Source organism: Paenibacillus sp. J22TS3 (genome assembly GCF_018403205.1).
Lineage (GTDB): Bacteria > Bacillota > Bacilli > Paenibacillales > Paenibacillaceae > Fontibacillus > Fontibacillus tuaregi.
On sequence record NZ_BOSF01000001.1, the window covers coordinates 840,851 to 863,283 of the forward strand.

Genomic DNA, 22,433 nt, shown 5'->3' on the forward strand with positions numbered 1-22,433 from the left:
GCCTCATTCTCCTTGATTGTGAACTATCGGAAACTCTTCCGCTATATTCTGTTCCACTTCAAAAAGCACTTTCATATAAACTTTACCATTGTCTGTGTTCTCATGCAAAATTTTTTGCTGTACAATCCGGGCATCCGCCCCATTCTTCGCCAAAATATCCAGCTTGGCTCGTTCAAGCCCACGCTGGATTGTCATCTCCGGCGACTGCTTCGTCTCAAGCTCCGTCACCTCCATGACATCTTCAGACATCCAGCCAAGTGGAAGCTTCCATTCTCTCCAGGTTAACGGATCAAGTCGGGTAAGTGTTTGGGACTGCTCGTATTTGACTTTGCCGTACCCCCATATCTGAACTGCAGTATCGCCAAAATAAAGATATCCCCGCTCCTTCTTTTCCCCGGTAAAAACCTTCTGTCTGAGCACAAGCGGAGCCTCAATCGTATACTCATGCCAGACCAAGCCTCTGACCTCCCCCTTGGCAGCAACCTGGAAATCTCCTTGAACGCCGGTAATTAGAACGCTCCCCTTCTTTACCCGTTGATTCTTAGACACTTCTGGCTGTCCTCGTTCAGCAAAAATATGGGTAACCACCGCATCCGTCTTGCTGATCAGATGCCTTGGACTCAACAGCTCCGTGTTCTTAGGCTTAGCCGCCTCTACAACTTCAATCGTAACCTTTGTTCCTGACTTTGAAACCCCCACCCAAGAGGTCCCTTTGAGTTTTCTTGTCAGATCCTTGGAAAGCTTGTCCTGTTCAGGCAGGCGGAAGATCCACTGAAAAGGGTAGATCCCCTCTTCTCTCGCGGCAAGTAATATATCCTCCGTAGCAATTTTCTTGTTTCCTTTCACTTCAACATCCCATACCATAGAGGAGAGCGCAAAGATTATCAGGAAGAATAAGGTGAAGCCGGCAAGGAACCATTTTCTTCTAAAGATACGGATCCAGAAAAAGGGCAGTCCCGCCCTCTTGTCAACGTGAACCCGGCAGCTTGTCTTTTTCAAGAGCGGACGAAGCCGGAAATAATCTGAAATGACAATCTCCATCTCCATCCTGTCAGGAGCCAGGGGCCTGAGATTCCAGACCTCAATTCGTTCCTTGGCCAATTCATTAATGAAAATCTCGATCCGTTCTCCCCGAACCGTGACCTTGACCGATCCGCGAAGTTTCGTTAAGCCCGGTGTCTTCATCCTTTCTCCCCCGTTCCAAAATACTGGATTGCTGAGATATAACCCTCAATTAACACTTCTTCGGGCATGATTGCTTTTATTACAAGACCTCTCCCATCCACATCCAGGGAACCGTCCGTAAGAGCCAATTTGAGTTTGTCAGGTGAGAAATGCAGCACTCCGCGATGATTCTCGATCAACAGCTGTTTGTTGCCAACCATCGTGAGCCTGGGCAGATCAAATACAAGATCCTGTGGAAGGTCAAGAAAATCGACCGACCACTTACGTAATTTGCGGCTGAAACGGCCCATCGGCAGTCCTCCTTCCCATACTGTACAAAATATGCGGGGAGACGCCGGTTTATGAAAACATACGCAAAATGAAAGAGGGCTGCTCCTAAATTGGAACAGCCCTCCCGGGTCACTTTTTATACATATACGGTTTCTTTGCACGTGGAGGTCCAAGAATTTCGGACCAAATGATCCCTTCAGCGAGCGGACTTTTCCCATCTTCGAGCTTGCTGCTTGCATGCGCCGCATGTCTCGGGTGGGCAGCATCCTTACGCTTCAGCTCCTGGATGAGCGAGCGGTTCTTCCTCTCCAGCTGCTCAAGCCTGCGCTGCAGGCTGATAATTTCTGCAGCCTCATAACCTTCCTTGTCCTCGTCAGCTCTCTGTCTGAGAGAGTTCTCCTCATGCTCCAGCCAGGAGGAATCGGAGTAAGCCGGGACACTTGAGCCCCTTCCTCCTTCCTGTACCGTCGGGTCCGCAGATGTCTCGTGTGCGGCCTCGGCATCAGGCTGAGAGGTTATCTCCTTGGCAGGCTGATCCTTTCTCTGCCATTCTAAGGGATTCGGCTTCCAATCCGATTGACCGGGGTCCCCGCCAAAGGTCGGCATCCGGTTTCTGCCGGTGCCGGAGGTTTTGCTTTTTTTGCCAAACATGGACAGCAGGGCGAACCCTATGACAATGACCACATACAAATGGCTGAGCACCCAATCCAGCACTTCACTCATTTACAAGCACCGCCTATTCTTCTTTGCTCGAAGAGGAGTCTCCAGGCTTGCCGATGGAGCTTCGCATGTTCGTGTCCGCCTCAATGTTCTTCAGGTTCATATAATCAAGCACACCGATTTGTCCCGCGCGAAGGGCTTCCGCCATAGCAAGCGGAACCTCGGACTCGGATTCCACAACTCTTGCACGCATCTCTACGACGCGAGCCTTCATCTCCTGCTCCTGTGCGACAGCCATCGCGCGGCGTTCTTCCGCTTTGGCCTGGGCGATGCGCTTGTCAGCCTCTGCCTGTTCAGTCTGCAGGAAAGCCCCAATATTTTTGCCTACATCCACATCCGCGATATCGATGGACAGAATTTCAAAAGCCGTACCTGCATCCAGTCCCTTATTCAAAACTGTACGTGAAATCATGTCCGGGTTCTCCAGTACGTCCTTGTGGGAGTTGCTGGAACCTACCGTGGTTACAATCCCTTCCCCAACACGGGCAATGATCGTCTCTTCCCCCGCACCGCCGACAAGGCGGTCAATATTGGCACGGACAGTTACACGGGCTTTGACCTTAACCTCAATCCCGTCTTTGGCAACCGCGGCCACAACCGGGGTCTCAATCACACGAGGGTTAACACTCATCTGTACTGCCTGCAGAACGTCCCGTCCGGCGAGGTCAATCGCTGCCGCACGTTCAAATTCAAGTGGAATATTCGCACGCTGGGCCGCAATCAGTGCGTTGACCACACGGTCGACGTTACCACCGGCAAGATAGTGACTCTCCAGTTGATTGATCGAAAGTCCAAGACCGGCCTTATGGGCCTTGATGAGCGGGTTCACAATCCGGGCAGGAGTTACACGTCTGAGGCGCATCGCCACCAGAGTAAGAATGCTGATCTTAACTCCTGAAGCCAGCGCCGAGATCCAGAGCATAACCGGAAAGAAGCTCAGGAAGATGCTCAGCACTATAATGGCAATGACCACAATGAGCAGTACTCCAATAAATGGGGATTCCAACATACAGCTAATCAGCTCCTAAATAAAATTATTAGACTATATAAAATGAACTTATGAAGGTTACCCTTTAGAGACGCTGCGATGCCGAGTGTTCTTTAAGGCCGCTGTTGTCTCCGAAATGCTTGAACTAAATATCCAAGTAGAGGCATTTCGAAGACAAAGGCGGACGCTCCGCTTCTTCAGAATCACTCGGCCTCTCCGCTGAGATCCGTTAATTCTAAAGTTCATTAGATATATAAGTCGAATTATTGATTTACAAGTAAGGCAGAGCAAAAGGAAACATAGAGTCATGCAGACTACAGATTGCCGAGCGGGCTCCGCAAATCAAGCCTCGGCAACCACAACTCTGGCCCCTTCCACCTTAATCACCTTGACTGGAGAATTGGCAGCAATAAATCCACCCTCGGTTACCACATCGATACGTTCTGTACCGATAACTGCAGTGCCCGCCGGCCGGAGTGCGGTGATGCTTACCCCCTCTAGTCCAAGCAGTTCGGTGCGTTCCTTGACCGAGCTGTAGCCTTTATCCGCAGTCAGCTCGTCTCTCAGGATGAACCGGTTCCATATTCCGCGTTCTTTGAATATCCATACGACGATTGCAATCACCACTACAGCCGCCGCAAAAGCGATCCCAAGCGATCTAAGCGCATCCCCGGTGTCATAGGCGGCGCGGATAACTCCCGCGATCAGGCAGGCCGACCCCAGGATGCCCAGAATCCCAAAGCTTGGAACAAACAGCTCCAAGGCAAGCAGGATTAGACCTATTATAAACAAAATCCCTGTCTCAAGTCCTGCAAATCCTGCAATATAATTTCCGAAGAAATACAGGCCGAACGAGACGATTCCCAGTATTCCAGGGATCCCAAACCCCGGAACAAGCAGCTCAATTACCACTCCTGCGATACCAAGAAACAGCAGTACCGTCATGACGGTCGGATCGGTAAGAAACATGGCCAGATTCTCGGCCCATGTCCGTTCCACTCTTACCGTATCCTGTCCACTGTATCCCATCCAGTGAATGACCTCTTCCGTGCTGCTGGCCACGGTATCCGCATACCCTACCTTAACAGCTTCATTGCTGCTCAGCGAAATAATTTGACCCTTCTCCTTCGTTCTTCCAAGCTCAGGCATCTCCACGGTTATGGAAGGATCAACCATGCCTTCCGCAATCTTCGGATTCCGCATCTGAAGATCAGCTGCAGCGCTCATCTTGCTCTTCCAATAAGCGATTTCCTTAGGGCTGCTAACCGCCTCTCCAGAGGAATCCACAAGGGCGGCAGCGCCTATAGCACTTCCTTGCCTCATAGCAATCTTATCCGCATGCAGTGCAATATAGCTTCCTGCAGATGCAGCGTTTCCCTGGATATAGGCCACAGTGGGAATGCTGCTCCCGGCAATGATGTCGCCGATATGCTCAGCGCTGTCCACCCGCCCACCGGGGGTGTTGACTTCAAGCACAATCAACGCGGCCTTACGATCCTCCGCTTCCTTGAACCCCCGTTTCAGAAACGCCTCAAGCCCTGACTCGATCTTGTGCTCAACCGGAATCACATATACGGTGCCTGATTTCAAATCAGCCGCCTGGGCCTCAGACATTCCCACGGACAGTGTACCGCCAAGCAGTGTCACAAGAAGCAGCATGAGGACTGCATGCAGACTGACCTTCAGCCTCCTCCTCTTCAACAGGTGAAACCTCCTTATGTAAATATTGACTCAGAGTCTATGATGTACTACGGACCAGTATGCCTTTCGTTTCATATAAGAAAAAACACTCTCTATTGCTAGAGAGTGTTTCATACTAGTTATTGCAGCAGCTGTTGTACTGCCTGATTGACAAGCTTGCCATCTGCCCGGCCTTTGACCTTAGGCATCAGCGCACTCATCACTTTCCCGATATCCGCTTTCGAAGAAGCACCGGTTTCCTGGATGGTCTGCTGTACAATGACTTTAATTTCTTCTTCGGAAAGTTGCTCGGGAAGATATACGGCAATAATCTTGATCTCGTCGGCCAAAGGCGCAACCAGATCGTCACGGCCTGCTTTTTGAAATTCTTGGAGGGCATCTTTGCGCTGTTTGATCTCACGACTTAGGATATCAAGCACTTCGTTGTCGTCCAGAGTTCTTTTCAAATCTATTTCAAGATTCTTAATCGTTGCACGAACCATTCGAATGGTGGAGAGCTTGAACTTGTCTTTACTCCTCATCGCTTGCTTCATATCTTCGTTCAATCGCTCGCTAAGATTCATGGTAGTTCAAATCCTCCTAAAACTTTCTCTTACGAGCAGCCTCGGACTTTTTCTTGCGCTTCACGCTTGGCTTCTCATAATGCTTGCGTTTCTTCACCTCAGCCAAGACACCATCTTTTGCAATGGAACGCTTGAAGCGACGAAGTGCAGCATCAATAGTCTCGTTTTTGCGAACTTTAGTTTCAGACACCAGTTTTCCCTCCCTCCGACCAGACCGTCCAAGAGCACAACACGGTTCATCAACTTTCATTATAGGTGAAAAGGAAATAGGGTGTCAACCGTGAGCCGCTTTCTTTTTTATATCCATTGATTAAACAGAGTCAGAACTAGGCATGGGAATCCGATATTCCGGTTAATGCGCCCAGCTTGGCTCCCCCAAGCAGATGGTAGTGAATATGATACACAGCTTGTCCGCTGTCGGGACCACAGTTGTTGATCAGACGGTATCCGCTTTCCGCTACACCAAGCTTCTTAGCTGCTTCCTGAGCTACCTTATGCAGCTCCCCAATCAGAGGAAAATCCTCTTCGGCAGCATCATTCATAGTGGAAATATGCTTTTTCGGAATAATCAGCACATGTGTAGGGGCAGCAGGCTGAATATCATGGAACACTAGAAACTTCTCATCCTCATAGACCTTGTTGGACGGGATTGAACCCTCCGCAATTTTACAGAACAAGCACTCCATAGCTAGAATTCCTCCTTGAACTTAATTCCTATTTGTCCGGCAAAGCGCCGATACCGGTATTGCAACTCGTCTTCTTCCAGTATCATACCGGAAATTTCTTGAAAACAGAAGCTCAAGAAGCTATATAAAATGAACTTACGAAGGCTACCCTTTTCGGGCGCTTTGATGCCGAGTGTTCATACGACCCCTGTTGTCTCCGATATGCTTGAACTAGATATCAGCGGGGCATTTCGGTGACAAAGGCGGACGCTTCGCTTCTTCAGAATCCCTCGTCCTCCTCCGCTGAAATCCGCAAATTTCAAAGTTCATTGTATATAAAGGCAACCAAGATCAACACCGGGAGAAGAAGTGCCCGCGCAGGAAACAGCTATAAGTTCTCGATCATGATCCTTGACCCGCTCCCTGCGTTCTCGGCCGGAATCACCACGAGCTTGCGCGGGAGCCGGGCTCTCAGCTCGGCAACGTGGCTGATCACGCCAACCGACAGATGATCGTGATGAAGCTGCTCAAGCGAGGTGATTACCGTATCCAGCAGCTCGGGATCCAGTGTTCCAAAGCCTTCGTCAAGGAAAAAGAATTGCAGCGGGTATTGGCCCCTCAGCTGAATCTGGGCGGACAAGGCCAGCGCCAGCGCAAGTGAAGTCAGGAAGGTCTCTCCCCCTGACAGAGTGGATACCGGTCGCTTGATGCCTCCATTGGCATCATCACAGATGATAAAGCCCCCACCGGAGTCTGTCTCAAGCGAGTAGCGCTGCTTCGTCAAATCCCGCAGCCGCTGTGAGGCGGCCTGGCTGACATTCATCAGCTGCTCCTCGGCCACATACTCCACAAATGCATTCCCCCGGAGACTGGACTGAAGCTTGCTGAGCAAACCTGACGTATGCTCCAGTCCGGCGCGGTCTTGCTCCAGCTCTTTCCAGCGGATATGGCGGACCTGAATGTCCTCCAAATCCCGCTGGGCCCGGGCCTTGGCTTGAACAGCCAATTCATCGGCCTGTTTGGCAGAGGCAAATCTGTCCCTACAGGTCACCCATTCCTCTTCTGTGACCTGTCTGCCTCCCAGCTTCGCCTGCAGGTCAGTTTGCTGCATAACAAGCTCCTTCTCCCGCTCCCGGTGTTCCAGGATACGCTGCTCCATCTCGCTTCGAACCTCGGAGCTCAGCAGTGCTTCTGCCGTTTCCTCCTCCCGGGTGAACGGGCTGCCCGAAAGCTGCTGCATAAAGCGGCTGCCGAGCTGCTCCTCCTGCTCATGCGCGGCAATGGCTGCCTGCCGGGCGGCTGCACCCGCCTTGGCAGCCTCCTGCTTCGCCTGATCGGCCTCCATGTATCGCTGCTTCCGCACCTCCGCTTCACGGCGGAGAACCTTAAGCCGTTCTCCCGCGCTGCGAAGCAGGTTCTCCACATCTTCTTCGCCTGCAATCGTACGAAGGCGCCCTTCCTTCTCAGTCAGCAGCTCGGATCGGCCAGCCAGCTGTGCCGCAAGCTGAACCTGCTGCTTATCCAGTTCAGCCGCTTCCTGGCCCAAGGTTTGGATCAGGGCGCTTTTCTCTTCGATAAAAGGGCCGCTGACCTCAAGCCGCTTTTTCACATCTTCCGCCGCAGTATCCTTGGCGTGTACGGTTTCAACCAGCTTATCAACATCCTCTGCGGTATATCCTGGCAGCTCGCGGCCTAATTCGTCTGTAAGCCGCAGAAACTCTCCGGACAGCTCTTCAAGCAGCACAGCGGCTTGTTCTACCTGCTGCCTTGCTGCACCGTGTTCTGCCTGCAACCCTGCAAGCTTAGGCTGCAATAAAGCAAGCTGGTCACGTTCCAGCTTCACCTGACGCTTAAGGCCTTCCAGCTCCGTCCGGGCTGCCCCGATTCGCTCCTTAAGCCGCTGAACAGTCTCTGCCATCTGGTCATAAGGCAAGGCTTCCAGTTTCTCCTGCATTTCCAGGGAAGCCGCAGCTTGATGCAAGCCTTCCTCTTCGGGAACACGCCCTGCATTTGTTAAGCCTTCCAGAGGCTGGTCAGGTCCCGTCTCATCAGCATCCCTGAACGTCTGGAGCAGGCTTCGGCAGTTATCCATGTCCCGCGTAATACTGTATTTCAGCTCTCTGAGTACAGGAAGATCAGACAAAATCCGCTCTAGCTCTGTCTCAGACTGGCGTGCTTCCTCCGGCAGATGAACAGCCGGATGAGGATGCTGCTGCGCCCCGCAGACTGGGCAAGGTTCGCCATCAACGAGCTGATGGGCCAGCCTGGCCGACCATAGGCTCATTTCCTGTTCCTTAACTGCCTGCCGAAGAACCTCCTCGCGCTGTTCCAAGCCGCAAAGAGCCTGCTCCGCAGTCTGCGCCAGGCCCATCAGCACTTCAAGAAGATTTGCGGTCCGCTGTGCGGTCTGCTGACTCTGTTCCTGAAGAGCGGCGGCCTGCCGGGAATTCTCCGCCAGGTCTGTCTCCGCCTTGAACAGCCACCCCTTCAATTCAGACAAGGACTTCTCACCCTTCAGGCGGCGCTCCTCCAGCTGTTTCTGTCTGTCCCGAAGTGAGACGGCAATCTGAAGGCTGCGCCGTTCAGATGCAGTTACCTCAACCTCCTTGAGCTGAAGGGCCAGCTGTTCCCGGCGCTGCTTCGCCTTGGCCAGAAGCAGCTCTTCCTTCGCCAGCTGCTCACGGTGTGCGGCGAGCGACTTCACCGCTTCATCAAGCTTGCCCTGAAGCGCTGCCTGCTCAGCCCGGAGCGCATCCCGCTCAGCCTGAAGCGCCTTCGCCTGCTCAAGCTGATCGAGCCGGACCAGCAGCCCCGGCTCTTCCAGCGCAAGCGCCTGCTGCGCGGCTTCAGCTGCAACGGCGGCCTGCCGGGCTGCCGCTTCCGCTTCGGCTGCGGCAGCCTCAGCCTGCTGCGCAAGCCCGCTGCGCTCGGCCGCAAGCCGCTTGGCGTCATGCCAGGCGCTCAGCGCAGAGCGCAGCTGCTCGGCGGCGGCAGCTCTCACAAGGCGGGCCTCCACTGCGGCGATCTCAGCGCTGCTCTGCCGCAGGAGCCTCAGCGCCTCTTCACGCCCCTGCAGCTCCAGGCCGAGCTCGCGCAGCTTCGCGAGCTCCCCGTGGAGGCGCTCGGCTTCCTGCAGCTCGCGCCGCCGAAGCTCCGCTTCAGCCGATGCCGCCTTGAGGCGCTCGTCCGCCTCCTGGAGCGCCTCCGCCGAGGCGAGTCCAAGCCCCTGCTGCTCGGCAGCCAGCTCCTTAAGGCGGCTGTCCGTCTCTTTAACCTTGCGGCTGAGCTTCATGCCAAGTAGATCACCGTACTTCTCCAGATGGAACAGCCGCTGGAGCATCTGACGCCGTTCGCTTCCTTTGAGAGACAGGAATTCGGCGAATTTTCCCTGCGGAAGAACTACAGCTCTTGTGAAATCATCCATTTTCAGGCCGATCTTCTCTTCCACACACCGGGTGACCTCAGCCAGCTTGTCGGCATGGACCTGCTCGCCCTCCGGTGTAATCTCGATGAACCGGCTGATCGTATTGCTGACTGAAACTTCTCCGGTTCGTTTGAATCTACGCTCAACCCGGAACCGTTCGGCTCCGGCCGGTGACATTAACTCAAACGTAAATGCGACTAACAGGCTGTCTTCCGAATGGTTCATGATCCCCTGGGTACCGCCTGAAGCGCGCTCCACCTTCCCATACAGGGCGAGAGTAATCGCATCAAGCAGGGTTGACTTCCCGCTGCCCGTAGGACCGAATATTCCAAAGAGCCCTGTCTCACACAAATGGGTGAAATCCACTTCCTGAGGCTCCCGGTAGCTCTGCAGCCCGGAGAGCTTTAGCGTGATGGGCTTCATGCCTCCACCCCTTCCGTCTGGGATTCCGATTCATCTTCAGCTACGAGATGCATGAACAAATCAACCAGCTCTGCCTCTGGTTCAGCACCACCGCTCTGCCTCTGATAAAATTTGCGGAACAGCTCCTGAACCGGCATCTGGGAGCGGCCGGCTGCCGACTGCTCCAACTCCCGGCCCGGGTATACCGGCCGGATATGAACAATGCCTTCATGGGCTTTGCGGAGAGTCTGGATGTCCCCTAGGGACATAGCCTCCGTGAGGCGAATTTCCAAATCAATAAAAGCCTCAGCGTCCCGCCCCTCATCCAGCCAGCGATGTACCTCCTCAAGCCCGCCGGTGCAGGACCAGCGGACAAGCGGTCTTCCGCTGCTCAAATAAATTTCTTGGGCTGCAGGCTCCCCGCCAGGTGAGACCTCAACCAGCATGACCGATTTCGCTTGTCCCGCCTCCGAGAAACTGTATGCCAACGGGGAGCCGCTGTAACGGATCATTCCCTTGCCCTTGACTGCTTGGGCCCGGTGCAGATGACCGAGCGCCGTGTACTGCGCTCCTATGTCCAGCGCAGACGGGTCCACGGTATAGGCTCCACCGATCTGGATCGGACGCTCTGAGTCGCATTCCACTCCGCCAAGCACATAGATATGGCTCATCGCCAGATTGACCGTGTCTTTGCCAAATGACTTCCCAAGCTGCCTCATCAGCCGTCCTACCCGTTCGCTGTAGGCCAGCCTTAGCTCCCCCTCGTCCACCTGACCGGCAAGCAGTTCACCAAGCCTTGCTTCGGAAGGATAAGGGAGAGCTGCAATCACCGCAGTCTCTCCAGTACGGGCTGCTTCAACCCGAACAGGGATCGCCGTCGGAAGACCGACAAGCCGGATGCCGCTTTGGGTAACCAGCGGTGTGACCGACGCGACCCGCTCGGGCTGATCATGATTGCCTGCAATGGCCACCAGCTTTCGGCCATCTTCGGTTAATCTGGCAGCAGCTTCATAGAACATCATTTCCGCGGCTGCCGGCGGATTCACGCTGTCATACACATCCCCGGCCATCATAATCAAGTCAGCCTGGGTATCTCTCGCCAGCCTGACCAGCTCATCCAGGAATTTCTCCTGCTCATTCAACCGGCTCCGCCCTTCCAATGTTCTGCCTAAATGCCAGTCTCCGGTATGCAAAATCCGCATGTTGGACCGCCTCCTCTCCTCTGGTAGGTGTTTATCTGTGTTTACCTTTCTCACTATAAAAAATGAACTTTTGGAGGTTACCCTACCCGGGACGCTGCGATGCCGAGTGATCTTACGACCGCTGTTGTCTCCGAAATCCTTGAAATAGATAACCAAGTAGGGATATTTCGGAGACAAAGGCGGACGCTCCGCTTCTTCAGAATCCCTCGGCCTCTCCGCTGAGATCGGTTAATTCTAAAGTTCATTTTATATAATCACTCATAAATCGGGTTGATCCTGCACACAAACCCGCTTAAATTCTCCCGTTATCATGTGATCGTATGTTCATATACTCTGACTCTGTACTCCTGTGCTCTGTACTCATGCGCTCTGTACTCATGCGCTTCTGTACTCCTGTGCTCTGTATTCCTGTAATTTTCCTATACTAAACCTGCACTGCCTCGCCGTTATCGAAGAAGTAAAGCCACTTCTCATCGACGGGAACCCCGCTTATATCTTCAAGCGCCTTAGCATAGAGCTCCAGCTGAAACCGGTATTTCTCCTTAAGAGCTTCCATTCCTCCCTGATGCTCCAGCACCCGGTCACTTTTATAATCCAAAAGAACCCACTTTCCATTATGACAGAACAAGCAGTCAATGATACCCTGCACCAGTACGGTCTCCTGGTCAAGCTCTTTTAAGGCTTCAAGCTGAAAACGCCCCTGTTCCTCCAGAGAATCGTTGATCCCTGTAAGGTCAGGATAAGCCTCGGAAGCCCTAACTCCATAGCTGAATGCGAGCTCACGCTGTACCCACTCGGCCTCGCGGAGCCGTTCTCCAAGACTGCTCCGCAGGAAATCAGTGATACGGCCTGCATCCAATTCGGCAGCCTGCTCGGCAAGCATAATTTTGCGGTCAACAAGCCTTTGCAGCGTCTCTTCCACCACGCCCTCCACTTGATCTGTGTCAACCGGAATGTGCTGCATCACCGTATGATAAGCCGTTCCCCGTTCAGTTGGAGTCATTCTCCGCTGCTCCATGAACTTGGGCCGCTCAAGATGAAGTTTGGCCGCAGCCGAACCTTGACGACGATCAGCCTCCTGTCTCAGCTCCCGGCCCTCCAGTACATTAACCGGAGGATCATCCTGAGCCGCAAGCAGTGTCTTCATCTCAGTTACCGTTGTTTTGGCCGGAATCCGGCTGGCCGCCGCATAAGGATAAGACCACGCCAGCCTTGAATTCACAGCGTCCGCAAGCCCTGGATCTGCTTTAGTTACCAGCACAGGCTGGCCGGACAAAAGGGCCTGCAGGGCAGCCCTTTCTCCCATCGCCTCGGAATCCTCGCTGATCTCGGCAGATGCCGCCGCCTGCTTAAGCAGCATTTGGGATGACAGCACCCCAATCCTCCATCCTGCCGCTGGGACTGGCAGCAGTGGGGCCGAGCCTTCAGGCACATCTGCAAGCGCACGCAGCGAGGCCGCAGCCGGATGCCGGATCAAGGCCGGCCCAATCCAGTCCAAATAGCTCCGGCCTCTGGCAATCATATAATCCGGCAGCATTTCGCCCGGGGATTGGAGCGCCTGGCCCCAGGTTAACACCGCCTTAGTCAGATCCTTTACGGATGAGACAAGAACAAGCTTATCCTTCGGCCGGGTAAGCGCCACATATAGAACACGCAGCTCCTCAGCCAGCAGTTCCATGTTCGCCCTACGGCGGATCGCCAGATTCGGCAGGGTTGGATAGCTCACACGGGTGGATGAATCCACGAATTTCGGCCCGAACCCAAGCTCCTTATGCATCAGGAATGAAGCGTTCATATCCTGCCGGTTGAACATTTTGGACAGGCCGGCGACAAAGACAACCGGAAATTCAAGGCCTTTACTTTTATGAATGGTCATTATCCGGATTCCATCGCTCTGCTCATTTCCCGCTCCAGGTGCTCCGAAATCCCCGCCGTTCTCCCTAAGACGGGAGATAAAGCGGAGGAACCTGAACAATCCTCTTGAAGAGGTGGATTGCTCATACTGACGGGCTCTGTCATAGAGGGCCTTCAGATTCGCTTGACGCTGCGCTCCTCCAGGAAGCCCTCCGACCCAGTCCAAATAACCGGTCTCACGATAGATATTCCAGATCAGTGCCCCCAGTTCCCCGTGTCTCGCTTCAGTCCGCCAGTTCTCCAAATTCGACAGGAAGGTGCCCAGCTTGTCTGCAAGCGGACCCTCGCTGCTGCTTGCCGCGGCGGCAACAGCCTCGTAAAAGCCTGTTCCCGGATTCGCAAGCCGGACCTGGGCCAGCTCTTCCTCGGTTAGTCCGTATAAGGGGGACCTGAGAACAGAAGCAAGGGGGATATCCTGCTGCGGATTGTCTATCACCTGAAGCACCGAAAGCATGATCTCCACTTCAGAAGCCTGGAAATATCCCTGGCTGAGCTCCCCATATGCCGGGATCCCCTCAAGCCTGAGCTCCTGAATCATGGCGGGTGCCCAAGAGAGCGTGGACCTGAGCAGAATGACCATATCCCGGTACTGAACAGGACGAAGCTCTTTAGCTGTTTTGTCATAAATTTGGAGCGGCCTACCGCCCTCCCCAAGCATTTCCCGGATTCGGGCTGCAATCATGCGTGCTTCCAATCTCACCGCTTCCAGTTCTTCCGCTTCCTCTTGCCCGGACTCTTCTTCTAGTACGGCTTCAACGGCCTCTTCGCGGCGGGCCTGTTCCGGCCGGCTCCGGTCAATCAAAAGCAGCTCCGGCACATAGCTGGGTTCATCCCCTTGATCGGGATACCCCTCTCCATAGACCAGTTCGGCTCTCTCGTCATAGGAAATCTCTGCGACACTTTCGTTCATCAGCTGCCGGAACAGCAGATTCACGGCATCCACCACGTGCTTGCGGCTGCGGAAGTTGCGGGCGAGGTCGATCCTGAGCCCCTCACCGGTGAAGTCAGAACCATAAGTTTTATACTTGTCCAGGAACAATCCGGGCTCTGCCAGACGGAACCGGTAGATGCTCTGCTTCACATCCCCTACCATAAACCTGTTGCCGGGTGCTGATCTGGAGATCAGCCTGACAATGTCCTCCTGCACCGTATTGGTGTCCTGATACTCGTCGAGCAGGACCTCCTCGTACTGCGCCTGATACTCCAGCGCTGCCGGGGACGGAATGGTATGCTCCGGTGTGGAATCAGGATTGCGTAAAATTTGCAGGCAGTAATGCTCAAGGTCCGAGAAATCCAGCCACCCTCTGGACTTCTTCTCCTTCTGATATCTCTGTCCGAACAGAATGATTAGCTCCGCAAGCTCCTTCATCAGAGGGGCCGCTTGGTGAAGCTCATGCACAAACGCTTCGGCAGAACGGCCGAACAGCTGTCCACGGAGTTCGGCAATGGTCTTCTTGGCTTCCTCACGTAGGCTCTTAACCCGTTCCTGAAGTACCGGATCGGTCTGATCCTTCTTGCAGGGCTTCAGCTTGCCGAAGCCGGAGTACTGGAATACGTTGTACAAATGATCCCAAGGCTGATAAAGCACGGCCTCAATGAGCCCCTCCACCACTTCCAGATCCTCATCCAGCGAAACCGCGTACGGGGCGGGCCCGCCAGGTGACAGGGCCATCTCCTTGGCCTGCTTAAGCAAATCCGCTACTCCGCTCAGCGTCAGCCGGGTATCCGCTAGGATGGACTTCACCCACGGGCTCTGTGACATTCCGGCCATATCGGCTGTTTCGAACAAGGCTGCCGTTGAACGCAGCCAATGGTCCGGCCAGGAATGACTCCGCGAGAAGTCATATAACCGCTGCACGAGAAGGAACATGGCATCATCGCTACGTTCCCCGCTGAACCAGTCCACCAGGGAGAGGAAGGCTCCTCCTTCTGTCTCCGTGCCGTATTTTTCCTCGAACAATTCTTCCAGCACTTCCTGACGAAGCAGCTTCACGTCACTCTCCGTTGCAATGCGGAAGCCAGGATCCAGTGGAATCAAAGTGTAATACCTTTGAATTACCTCAAGGCAAAAGGAATGCAGCGTTGTAATCGAAGCTCGGCCAAGCATAGCAAGCTGACGGCTTACATGTTCATTCTCAGGTTCTGTCTCAAGCAGCTGTTCGAGAGCTGTCCGAATCCGCTCGCGCATTTCTGAAGCGGCCGCTTTGGTAAAGGTCGCCACCAGCAGCCGGTCCACGCTCAGCGGAGCTGTTCCATCCGAGATTTTACGGATAATCCGCTCGACAAGCACGGCGGTCTTGCCTGAACCGGCAGCCGCTGCAACCAGCATGTTGCCGCCTGCAAGGGAAATGGCGTTCCATTGATCGTCGCTCCATTTGCTGCCAACCGGTTTGGGGATGATCATTCCATTTCCTCCTCTCCATGATCTGCCCTTCTTGCAAATGAACCTGCCGGGTTATCTTCCTGGCTGCGTTCACTGAGCAGGTTCCATGTCTGCTCTTTGTCAGGCTTGGTCAATAGGTTAAATTTATTGTCTTCCATGGTCTCATCGAACTGGCACACGGATCTGAAGGAACAATGCGTACAAGCCGTTTCCTGACCAATCCGGTAGGGCTCAATCTTGACATCCCCTTCTGTAATCCTTGTGCCAATGCCCTTGATTGTGTTTCTGACCGATCCGAGCAGGGTCTGCCATTGATCGGAGGTGGCCACGGAGGCACTGCTGTAGAACGTTCCGTCGGCCTTCAAGGCGACAGGGAGAATGTCGGAGTAGCCCTTCTCAAGCAGCCCATCCATGTGTGCGATCACTTCCCGGTCAGCCATAAGCAGCCCTTTCATCTTAAACCTCTTGAGCATTTCCAGATCCGCCTGCTGTGGATCAAGGCCATTGGCCGACTGCAGCAGGGGATTGTGGACATGGAAATACAGCGCCCCCGCGGGCTGAGCGGATTGCCCAAGCCACTGCTCTGCAGAGCTGACGATGACATCCAGATACGTAAGCATTTGAAGTGAAAGCCCATAATAAACCTCATGAAGCTTGAGGTCCGTTTGGCTTGATTTATAATCGATAACTCTGAGCAGAAGTCCCTGCTCCCCCTCAGCCATGTCTACACGGTCAATGCGGCCAACAATCTCCATCACTACCCCATTGGGGAGTTCGAAAGTTAGTGGTGGAAGCTCCCGGCCCGGCCCGAAATCCAGCTCCAGCCCGATGGGCTCGAAGCTGCCCCGGCGGGACTGCTCGCCGAGAATAACGGAGGCTCGTCCGACAATATGTTTAAGCTTGCGCGAAATATAGCCATACCGCTTCGTGCTCAGCAGGATCTCCCCCTGAAGCCTTGGGGCAAGCTTGTCTACCGCCGCCGAAGCCTCCTGTACACATTCTTCGGCTGACAGACTACCCCAGCTCCGGTTCTGCTCCTTGAAGGAAATCGCCATGGAGCTAAGCGCCGCATGGAACAGCTGGCCGATGTCCGGAGCTTTCAGCTTGTACAGCTGTCTCTCTCTCAGCTTAAGCCCGTGGGAAGCGAAGTGGGAGAATGGGCAGGATGCGAATCGCTCCATACGGGAGACGCTTGTCCGCAGGCGTTTGCCATACAGCTTGCGGCTGGTTGCCGGCATAAGCGAATGTGTCTGATTCTTGTAGTCCAGTGACCGCAGAAGCTGTTCCAGCCTCTTCCTCCACAGCGGATCAGCCTGGTGACGGTACCAGTCAAGCACCTCCCACCATACTGGCGCAATCTCGCCGCCTGACTTGAAGATTCTCAGCTGACGAATCAATTCCGTAAGCGTGGGAGCTGGATGGGCGACTCTGTCCAGCTCTCTTAGAGGGTTCTCTATCGTAGAGTTCTCCCCTTCCTGCCGTAATGCCGGAAAGATTGAATACATATGCCGGATAACCTCAGAGGGCAGAAGCGCTTTTCCATCCTCATCGGCGGCAGGATAACTCAGCCACAAGGAACAGCTGGCTGCTGACAGTGCATGGTAGATCAAGAACCGCTCATCCAGCAGCTGCCGGTTAATCCCTGGCGCCAGCTGCATGCCTGCCTCAGCCAGAATGGATCGCTCCTGGTCCGTCAGAATTCCTTCTTCCTGAACCACGGCTGGCATAACCCCCTCATTAATCCCAAGCAGAAAAGCATGTTTGACATGGCTGGACCGGGTACGATCCGTTGTGCCGATCAGCACTTGGTCCAAGGATGGGGGAACAAGAGCGAGCTTCAGGCTCTCAAGTCCGGTTTCCAGAATGCCGATGAACATGTCCGTTCCGAGGGTATCCTCACCCATCATTTCAACCATTTGATCCAGCAGATCGATAACCGCTCCCCAGAGCTGTCTATGCTCCATTGCCTCCTGGGGATGCCCCGCTGCCAGAGCCTCCTTGGCCAAAATATCCAGACGCTGCGGAGCTTCCGCATCTTCAAGCAGTCGATAAACCGCTTCGCATTTCTCACGGACCGACTTCGCCTTCTTCAGTCTTTTCTCCAAAGCCGCAAGCGGACCTGCGACCGCCTGCCTGCACTTCTCGATCATTTCCATGCCATTCTGAGCCGATGTTTCTTCAGTTCCCGGTACAGCCTCAAGCGATAAATTGGGTCTGCCCTTCCAAGGGCGCCCATCACTCCACCTGGAGCCGTGAATACCGCTGGCCAGCACGTAATTCTCAAGCGCATCCATGTCGTTTCGGGTTAACGTTCCGTCCAAAGGCAGAACAAAATCCGTCTTCACACATCGGAAGACATCCTCGTATTTCCAATACTTCAACACTACATCCAGGGAAGCCCGGATATATTCAACAAAGGGATGATGAAGCACCGCTCTTTTCTGATCCAGGAAAAAAGGAATTTCATAATCCGCCAGCACAGGAGGCAGAACATGCTCATAGTCGCTCAGATTACGGACAAATACGGCCATATCCCTCCAGCGCGCACCTTTCTCCATCACAAGACTGCGCATGGCCCGGGCCACTGCCTCTGCTTCGGCTCTCCGGTCCGACATCTCTCCTAGCTGGATGCTGCCTGCAAAGTCAGGCGGCAGCTCCCCTCTCCACCTGATTCTCCGTTCATAAGCCGACTCCAGGTGGGCCAGTGTGCGGTTTGGTCCAAACCGCGGATAAGGCTTTTGATCAAGCACCCGAACCGGTTCAATCTCAATTCCCAGCGACTCCGCCAGGCCTTTGAGTTTCAAATAAGCCGTAGCGGTAGGATGAAACAAGTCGAGATCATGGGGAGTGAGCCCGTCATCATAAGTTTTGTTCAGGGTGAGCGCAACCATGACCTTAGTGGCCGTGAGCATCAGTTGGCCGAGAGCTTCATATTCCTTGGGCGTGAAGGTATGGAAGCCGTCAACCCAAATTTCCGCACCCTTCAGATAAGAGGACTCCGGTGCCCCTTCTGCCAGCTTAATAACATGATCCTCCGCATCAATATAGTGCTTGGACAGCTCTTCCCCGAACTCTTTGAATACCAAGGAGAGATCATGAAGCTTATCCTTAAGCAGCGGGGAGTTGGTTTCAGCCAGATCAAGCTGCTTGTAATGCTGTTCCAGCGCTTCGGGGTCCCCGGCATATTTCTTAAGCTCGGTATATAACGTGTTCAGCCGGTCAATCAGCCCAAGCTGATCCCCGGCGTTTTTATATAATCTAAGATCATTCTTGCGGCGGCGCATAATCTTGTAGAGCAGCATTTTCTTGCCCTCTTCCGTAATCGGAATCAGGGCGGAGCCGCCGGTCTCCTGCATAATCCGCAGGGCCAGCCGCCGGAAGCCAAGTACCTGGGCTCTTACCGTTCCCTTGAGATCGGGTGTCTGAACAAGCGCACGCTCAATTTGAAAGGTCCCCTGCTCAGGAACGAGAATAATCAGCGGCTTCCCGGTTGGCTCCGACCGGAGCCTGGTGCGGACTTCATCCAGAACCAGACTGCTCTTGCCGCTGCCCGAGCGGCCAATAATGAACTGAAGTGACATATGAATAAGCCTCCCGTTTGCATTTTTTAGGAGATGGAAATAAGAGAAATTAAGTATGGTTCACCTTGTATAAAAACGCCTTCATCTGCGTGAAAATTTATAAACTCTATTATATCATAACGAAGGCCTGGTTCAGAGAACGTATGTTTGTAAATTTTGTCTATCCCATGTACCCGACCTGCCTCAAATTCAGCAAAAAAGCACCCTAACCAGGGTGCTTTCCTACTTGCTGCTGTTTAATTGAACTAACCATTGTCCGCAATCATTCTATTTCTAGGTGTGTTATACCTCTGCCAGAAAATATCCGGCTACAGACTTGCCTTGCTGCGGACTTCAAATACAGCAAATTTCAAATAATGACCCTCTTCCACGCCCAGGATTTGCGGATGATCCTTCCCGGCCGCGCGCCATTCCACCAGCCTGAGCACTTTGCCGGCATCGGCAGCCGCATCGAGAATGGTCTCCAGGAACAGCTCGGGACGCATATGGTAAGAGCAGCTTGCCGTTACAAGATAACCACCCTCGTTCACCAGCTTCATCCCGTGCAAATTAATATCTTTGTAACCCCGTACAGCTCCTTTGACCGCTCCTTTGGTCTTAGCAAAAGCTGGCGGGTCCAGGATGACAACATCCCAGGTGCGTCCGCCCCCGGCTGTCATCGGAACCGAAGTATCCGCTTTGCGTTCAGAGGCCTGGGCACGGACATGGCGTTCGTCCACACCTTTTACCTGCTCGCGCAAATAATCAAACGCATCGGCCACCACAAATTCCACCCGATCCTCAAATCCGTTCAGCCGGACGTTGGCCTGGGCACTCTCAATAGCATGTGCTGAAATATCCAGACAAGTTACCTTCTTGGCCCCATACTTACAGGCATGCAGCGTGAAACTCCCGGTATGGGAGAAGCACTCCAGTACAGTTGCCCCATCCCAGTAAGGGAACATGACTTCTTTGCCGTTCCGGTTCACGGGAACCCGCTTGGTCTCTCCATTCTCGGCTTGCACTTCCTGAAGAGCTATGCCACTCTTAGCCCCCCAGCCGGTCATTAGCGGTTTGATGGAAGCACGATTCTCTCTCTGGTCGAAGAAATACCCGGTCTTCTGGCCTTCCTCAATATCCACAGATATGAGCAGTCCGTTCTCCGTGACCTGAACGTGTCTTGGGCATGTTCCATAGAGCGGCCCTTTAACCTGCTCAAGTCCTTCCATTTCCCGGACGCCGACATCACTGCGCTCATAGATCCCCTGCGGCTTCACAACCTGAATCAAGGCATTAATGATCGCATCGCGCCGCTGATCCATCCCGAGTGTCAGAAGCTGGACAACCAGAACATCCCCGAACCGGTCTACCACCAATCCCGGCAGGAAGTCAGCTTCCCCATAGACCAGTCTGTAGGCGTTCTCTTCAACGAACCTCTCTCTCATCCGGAGGCAGTCCTCAAAGCGCTTCTCAAAAAAAGCCTGATCCATTTCTTCCAGCGGGTTGTAGGATACAACCCGAACTGTGATTTGAGATTTGGGATTATAGTAGCCAGTAGCCAGATATTTGCGCTGGTGGTTCAAAATCTGCACAAGCTGCCCCGGTTGCGCGTTCCCTTCCATCGTCTCGATCTCATTGCTGTAAATCCAAGGATGACCCTGTTCAAGCCTTTTTCTGCGGCTGCGTGTCAAAATTACGGATGCCACCTTGCTTCACTCTCCTTCATCATCTATTCCTGCTGGATGGCTTGTCATGGCCGCTTCATTACCCGCATAACCTAGTTTTAAAAACATTACAAACCACAAGGAGGGATTCTTCCTGCTGCTCCGCGAACTCATCATCCCGCTCACACTTGGACTCTCCCTCTTCATGTTCGGAATGAAAATTATGGAGTCCGCCCTTCATGCATGGGCTGGCCCTATGCTGACCAAGCTGCTGAACGCATCCACTACCACTCCTCTAAAAGGGATGCTGCTCAGCACCTTGGTCACCGCTGTTCTGCAGAGCAGTACAGCCGTTACAGTCATGACCATTGGACTTGTCAACGCCGGCCTGCTGACGTACGCCCGTACGCTTGGCATTATACTCGGCGGCAATATCGGCACCTGCCTGACCACCGAGCTGATTGCCTTTAACTTCGCTGAAATCGCTTTGCCCTTGCTGATCATCTCTGCACTGCTTTGGACTGCAAGCATTCTTGCGTTAGAGTACACCCCTTCACCATCGTCTGGCCTTCAAATGAGACTGCGTGCTCTTCAGTACGGTTCCCTTGCAGCGGCTGGCTTCAGCCTGATTCTGCTGGCGATCCGGTGGATGCAGTCCGTCAGCCCCGCCCTGCAGGAGGCGGGCATTCTGGACTGGCTCATCAACCGTGCTTCAGACAGCCTGCTGTGGGGTGCCGCAGCCGGAGCAGCCCTGACGGCGCTGGTGCACAGCAGCGCGGCGGTCATAGGCATGACCATGACCCTGGTCGGCAGCGGAGCCATGCCTGTAGAGCTTGGCATCGCCATGGTCATCGGGTCCAATGTGGGGACCTGCGTAACCGCCCTAATCGCGTCCCTTGGGGGAACCCGAGCTGGCAGCTTTGTCGCCTGGTCCCATATCCTGCTTAATGTCGGCGGAGCAGCACTGTTCCTGCCTTTCGTCTCCGTCCTTCATACGGTGTCCAGCTGGTTCACAGGAGACTTGTCCGCCCAGATTGCCCACAGTCAGACCATCTTCAATGTGATCTGTTCCGTACTGGCTTTACCGCTGTGCTATCTTCCGGTCTGGCAGGGACGGGGAAGCCCGCCTCCATTAAAACATGCATCCTAATATCGTCAAGGTTTGTCCACCGAAGGCTGGCCAGGCCAGTTCATTTTTTACAGCTCGACCTTAAGCAGCTTCAAGCCCTTCTCCAAAATAAAATCATTGTTATCATACCCGGAGTTCATCTGTTTCTCCCAGGCTTCCTTAGGATCATACCAGGCTACACCCCGGATTTCTTCTACCTGTGGTTTAAGATCACCGCTAACACACTCTACTAGATAATAGTGCACTTCCTTATCCACACTGCCGTGGTCCGGATGCTGGTACGTATAGGCAATAATATCAATCGGCTGCACAATTCGCCCAGTAACGCCAGTCTCCTCCAGAATCTCCCGGAGCGCGGTCTCTTCAATGGTCTCGCCGTCTTCTCTCTTCCCCTTAGCAAAAGAAATCTTGCCGTAGCGGTCCGTAATAAGCTGAACCTGCAGCTTGCCTTCATTATGGCGGTATACGATTCCGCCCGCAGATATTTCCTTGAATGACATGATGTAAGACCTCCCTTGGGTATCGCTTAACATTGTATTTGAACAACAAGGATTTCAAGCCCGGGCATCCGGGCTTAAAATCCTTGTTGTTATTCCATCGCTTTATTGTATACGATGATCCTGGTTGTTCATGTGTCCGGAATCACGCTGGTCAGACCAGCCT

Annotated in this window: 15 protein-coding genes; 1 reads left to right on the plus strand and 14 read right to left on the minus strand. The window is 53.8% G+C overall.

Annotation, left to right across the window (positions count from 1 at the left end):
• Positions 1–3: 3 nt before the first annotated feature.
• The 13 genes from yqfD to KJS63_RS04085 form a co-directional block, all read right to left on the minus strand.
• On the minus strand, positions 4–1,185 hold the full coding sequence (yqfD, locus tag KJS63_RS04025; protein WP_213618016.1) for a sporulation protein YqfD: 1,182 nt from the start codon (positions 1,183–1,185) through the stop codon (positions 4–6).
• Positions 1,182–1,475 (minus strand): sporulation protein YqfC, encoded by a 294-nt coding sequence (gene yqfC / locus KJS63_RS04030; protein WP_068616247.1) that lies wholly within the window; start codon positions 1,473–1,475, stop codon positions 1,182–1,184. Before yqfC ends, yqfD begins: the two co-directional genes overlap by 4 nt.
• 109 nt (positions 1,476–1,584) lie before the next feature.
• Positions 1,585–2,178 carry a hypothetical protein gene (locus KJS63_RS04035; RefSeq protein ID WP_213618017.1) on the minus strand — a complete coding sequence of 198 codons (594 nt, stop codon included), beginning with the start codon at positions 2,176–2,178 and terminating at the stop codon, positions 1,585–1,587.
• A gap of 13 nt (positions 2,179–2,191) precedes the next feature.
• Positions 2,192–3,184 (minus strand): flotillin-like protein FloA, encoded by a 993-nt coding sequence (gene floA / locus KJS63_RS04040; RefSeq protein ID WP_068616242.1) that lies wholly within the window; start codon positions 3,182–3,184, stop codon positions 2,192–2,194.
• A gap of 321 nt (positions 3,185–3,505) precedes the next feature.
• Positions 3,506–4,822 carry an NfeD family protein gene (locus tag KJS63_RS04045; protein ID WP_213618328.1) on the minus strand — a complete coding sequence of 439 codons (1,317 nt, stop codon included), beginning with the start codon at positions 4,820–4,822 and terminating at the stop codon, positions 3,506–3,508.
• A gap of 161 nt (positions 4,823–4,983) precedes the next feature.
• Complete coding sequence (locus tag KJS63_RS04050; protein ID WP_068616237.1) at positions 4,984–5,427, minus strand: GatB/YqeY domain-containing protein; 444 nt, start codon at positions 5,425–5,427, stop codon at positions 4,984–4,986.
• Positions 5,428–5,443: 16 nt separating this feature from the next.
• Positions 5,444–5,617: a 30S ribosomal protein S21 gene (rpsU, locus tag KJS63_RS04055; RefSeq protein WP_005547957.1), complete on the minus strand. Its 174-nt coding sequence runs from the start codon at positions 5,615–5,617 to the stop codon at positions 5,444–5,446.
• A 136-nt stretch (positions 5,618–5,753) separates the two neighbouring features.
• The gene (locus tag KJS63_RS04060; protein ID WP_068616234.1) at positions 5,754–6,113 is read right to left on the minus strand and encodes a histidine triad nucleotide-binding protein; all 360 of its coding nucleotides are present in this window, start codon (positions 6,111–6,113) and stop codon (positions 5,754–5,756) included.
• A 367-nt stretch (positions 6,114–6,480) separates the two neighbouring features.
• Positions 6,481–9,939: an AAA family ATPase gene (locus KJS63_RS04065; RefSeq protein ID WP_213618018.1), complete on the minus strand. Its 3,459-nt coding sequence runs from the start codon at positions 9,937–9,939 to the stop codon at positions 6,481–6,483.
• On the minus strand, positions 9,936–11,120 hold the full coding sequence (locus KJS63_RS04070) for an exonuclease SbcCD subunit D (protein ID WP_213618019.1): 1,185 nt from the start codon (positions 11,118–11,120) through the stop codon (positions 9,936–9,938). Before KJS63_RS04070 ends, KJS63_RS04065 begins: the two co-directional genes overlap by 4 nt.
• A gap of 424 nt (positions 11,121–11,544) precedes the next feature.
• Complete coding sequence (addA, locus tag KJS63_RS04075) at positions 11,545–15,438, minus strand: helicase-exonuclease AddAB subunit AddA (RefSeq protein WP_213618020.1); 3,894 nt, start codon at positions 15,436–15,438, stop codon at positions 11,545–11,547.
• Complete coding sequence (gene addB / locus KJS63_RS04080; protein WP_213618021.1) at positions 15,435–18,998, minus strand: helicase-exonuclease AddAB subunit AddB; 3,564 nt, start codon at positions 18,996–18,998, stop codon at positions 15,435–15,437. The genes addA and addB overlap by 4 nt, the downstream gene beginning before the upstream one ends.
• Positions 18,999–19,306: 308 nt before the next feature.
• Entirely contained in the window at positions 19,307–20,683 is a 1,377-nt protein-coding gene (locus KJS63_RS04085) for a class I SAM-dependent rRNA methyltransferase (protein WP_213618022.1), read from the minus strand.
• 115 nt (positions 20,684–20,798) lie between these two features.
• Between KJS63_RS04085 and KJS63_RS04090 the strand changes: the two genes are divergently transcribed.
• Positions 20,799–21,791, plus strand: coding sequence for a Na/Pi cotransporter family protein (locus KJS63_RS04090; RefSeq protein ID WP_213618329.1), 993 nt, complete (start codon positions 20,799–20,801; stop codon positions 21,789–21,791).
• Between the two features lie 47 nt (positions 21,792–21,838).
• On the opposite strand, the gene KJS63_RS04095 is transcribed toward KJS63_RS04090, so the two are convergent.
• A complete protein-coding gene (locus tag KJS63_RS04095) occupies positions 21,839–22,270 on the minus strand; it encodes an NUDIX hydrolase (protein WP_068616219.1) in 432 nt (143 codons plus the stop codon).
• Positions 22,271–22,433: the final 163 nt, after the last annotated feature.

Excerpts from the sequence above, each read along its gene's own strand:
- yqfD (WP_213618016.1), bottom strand. The coding sequence starts at position 1,185 with ATGAAGACACCGGGCTTAACGAAACTTCGCGGATCGGTCAAGGTCACG.
- KJS63_RS04045 (WP_213618328.1), bottom strand. The coding sequence starts at position 4,822 with ATGCTGCTTCTTGTGACACTGCTTGGCGGTACACTGTCCGTGGGAATG.
- KJS63_RS04050 (WP_068616237.1), bottom strand. The coding sequence starts at position 5,427 with ATGAATCTTAGCGAGCGATTGAACGAAGATATGAAGCAAGCGATGAGG.
- KJS63_RS04060 (WP_068616234.1), bottom strand. The coding sequence starts at position 6,113 with ATGGAGTGCTTGTTCTGTAAAATTGCGGAGGGTTCAATCCCGTCCAAC.
- addB (WP_213618021.1), bottom strand. The coding sequence starts at position 18,998 with ATGTCACTTCAGTTCATTATTGGCCGCTCGGGCAGCGGCAAGAGCAGT.
- floA (WP_068616242.1), bottom strand. The coding sequence starts at position 3,184 with ATGTTGGAATCCCCATTTATTGGAGTACTGCTCATTGTGGTCATTGCC.
- addA (WP_213618020.1), bottom strand. The coding sequence starts at position 15,438 with ATGATCATCCCCAAACCGGTTGGCAGCAAATGGAGCGACGATCAATGG.
- KJS63_RS04070 (WP_213618019.1), bottom strand. The coding sequence starts at position 11,120 with ATGCGGATTTTGCATACCGGAGACTGGCATTTAGGCAGAACATTGGAA.
- KJS63_RS04035 (WP_213618017.1), bottom strand. The coding sequence starts at position 2,178 with ATGAGTGAAGTGCTGGATTGGGTGCTCAGCCATTTGTATGTGGTCATT.
- yqfC (WP_068616247.1), bottom strand. The coding sequence starts at position 1,475 with ATGGGCCGTTTCAGCCGCAAATTACGTAAGTGGTCGGTCGATTTTCTT.
- KJS63_RS04065 (WP_213618018.1), bottom strand. The coding sequence starts at position 9,939 with ATGAAGCCCATCACGCTAAAGCTCTCCGGGCTGCAGAGCTACCGGGAG.
- KJS63_RS04095 (WP_068616219.1), bottom strand. The coding sequence starts at position 22,270 with ATGTCATTCAAGGAAATATCTGCGGGCGGAATCGTATACCGCCATAAT.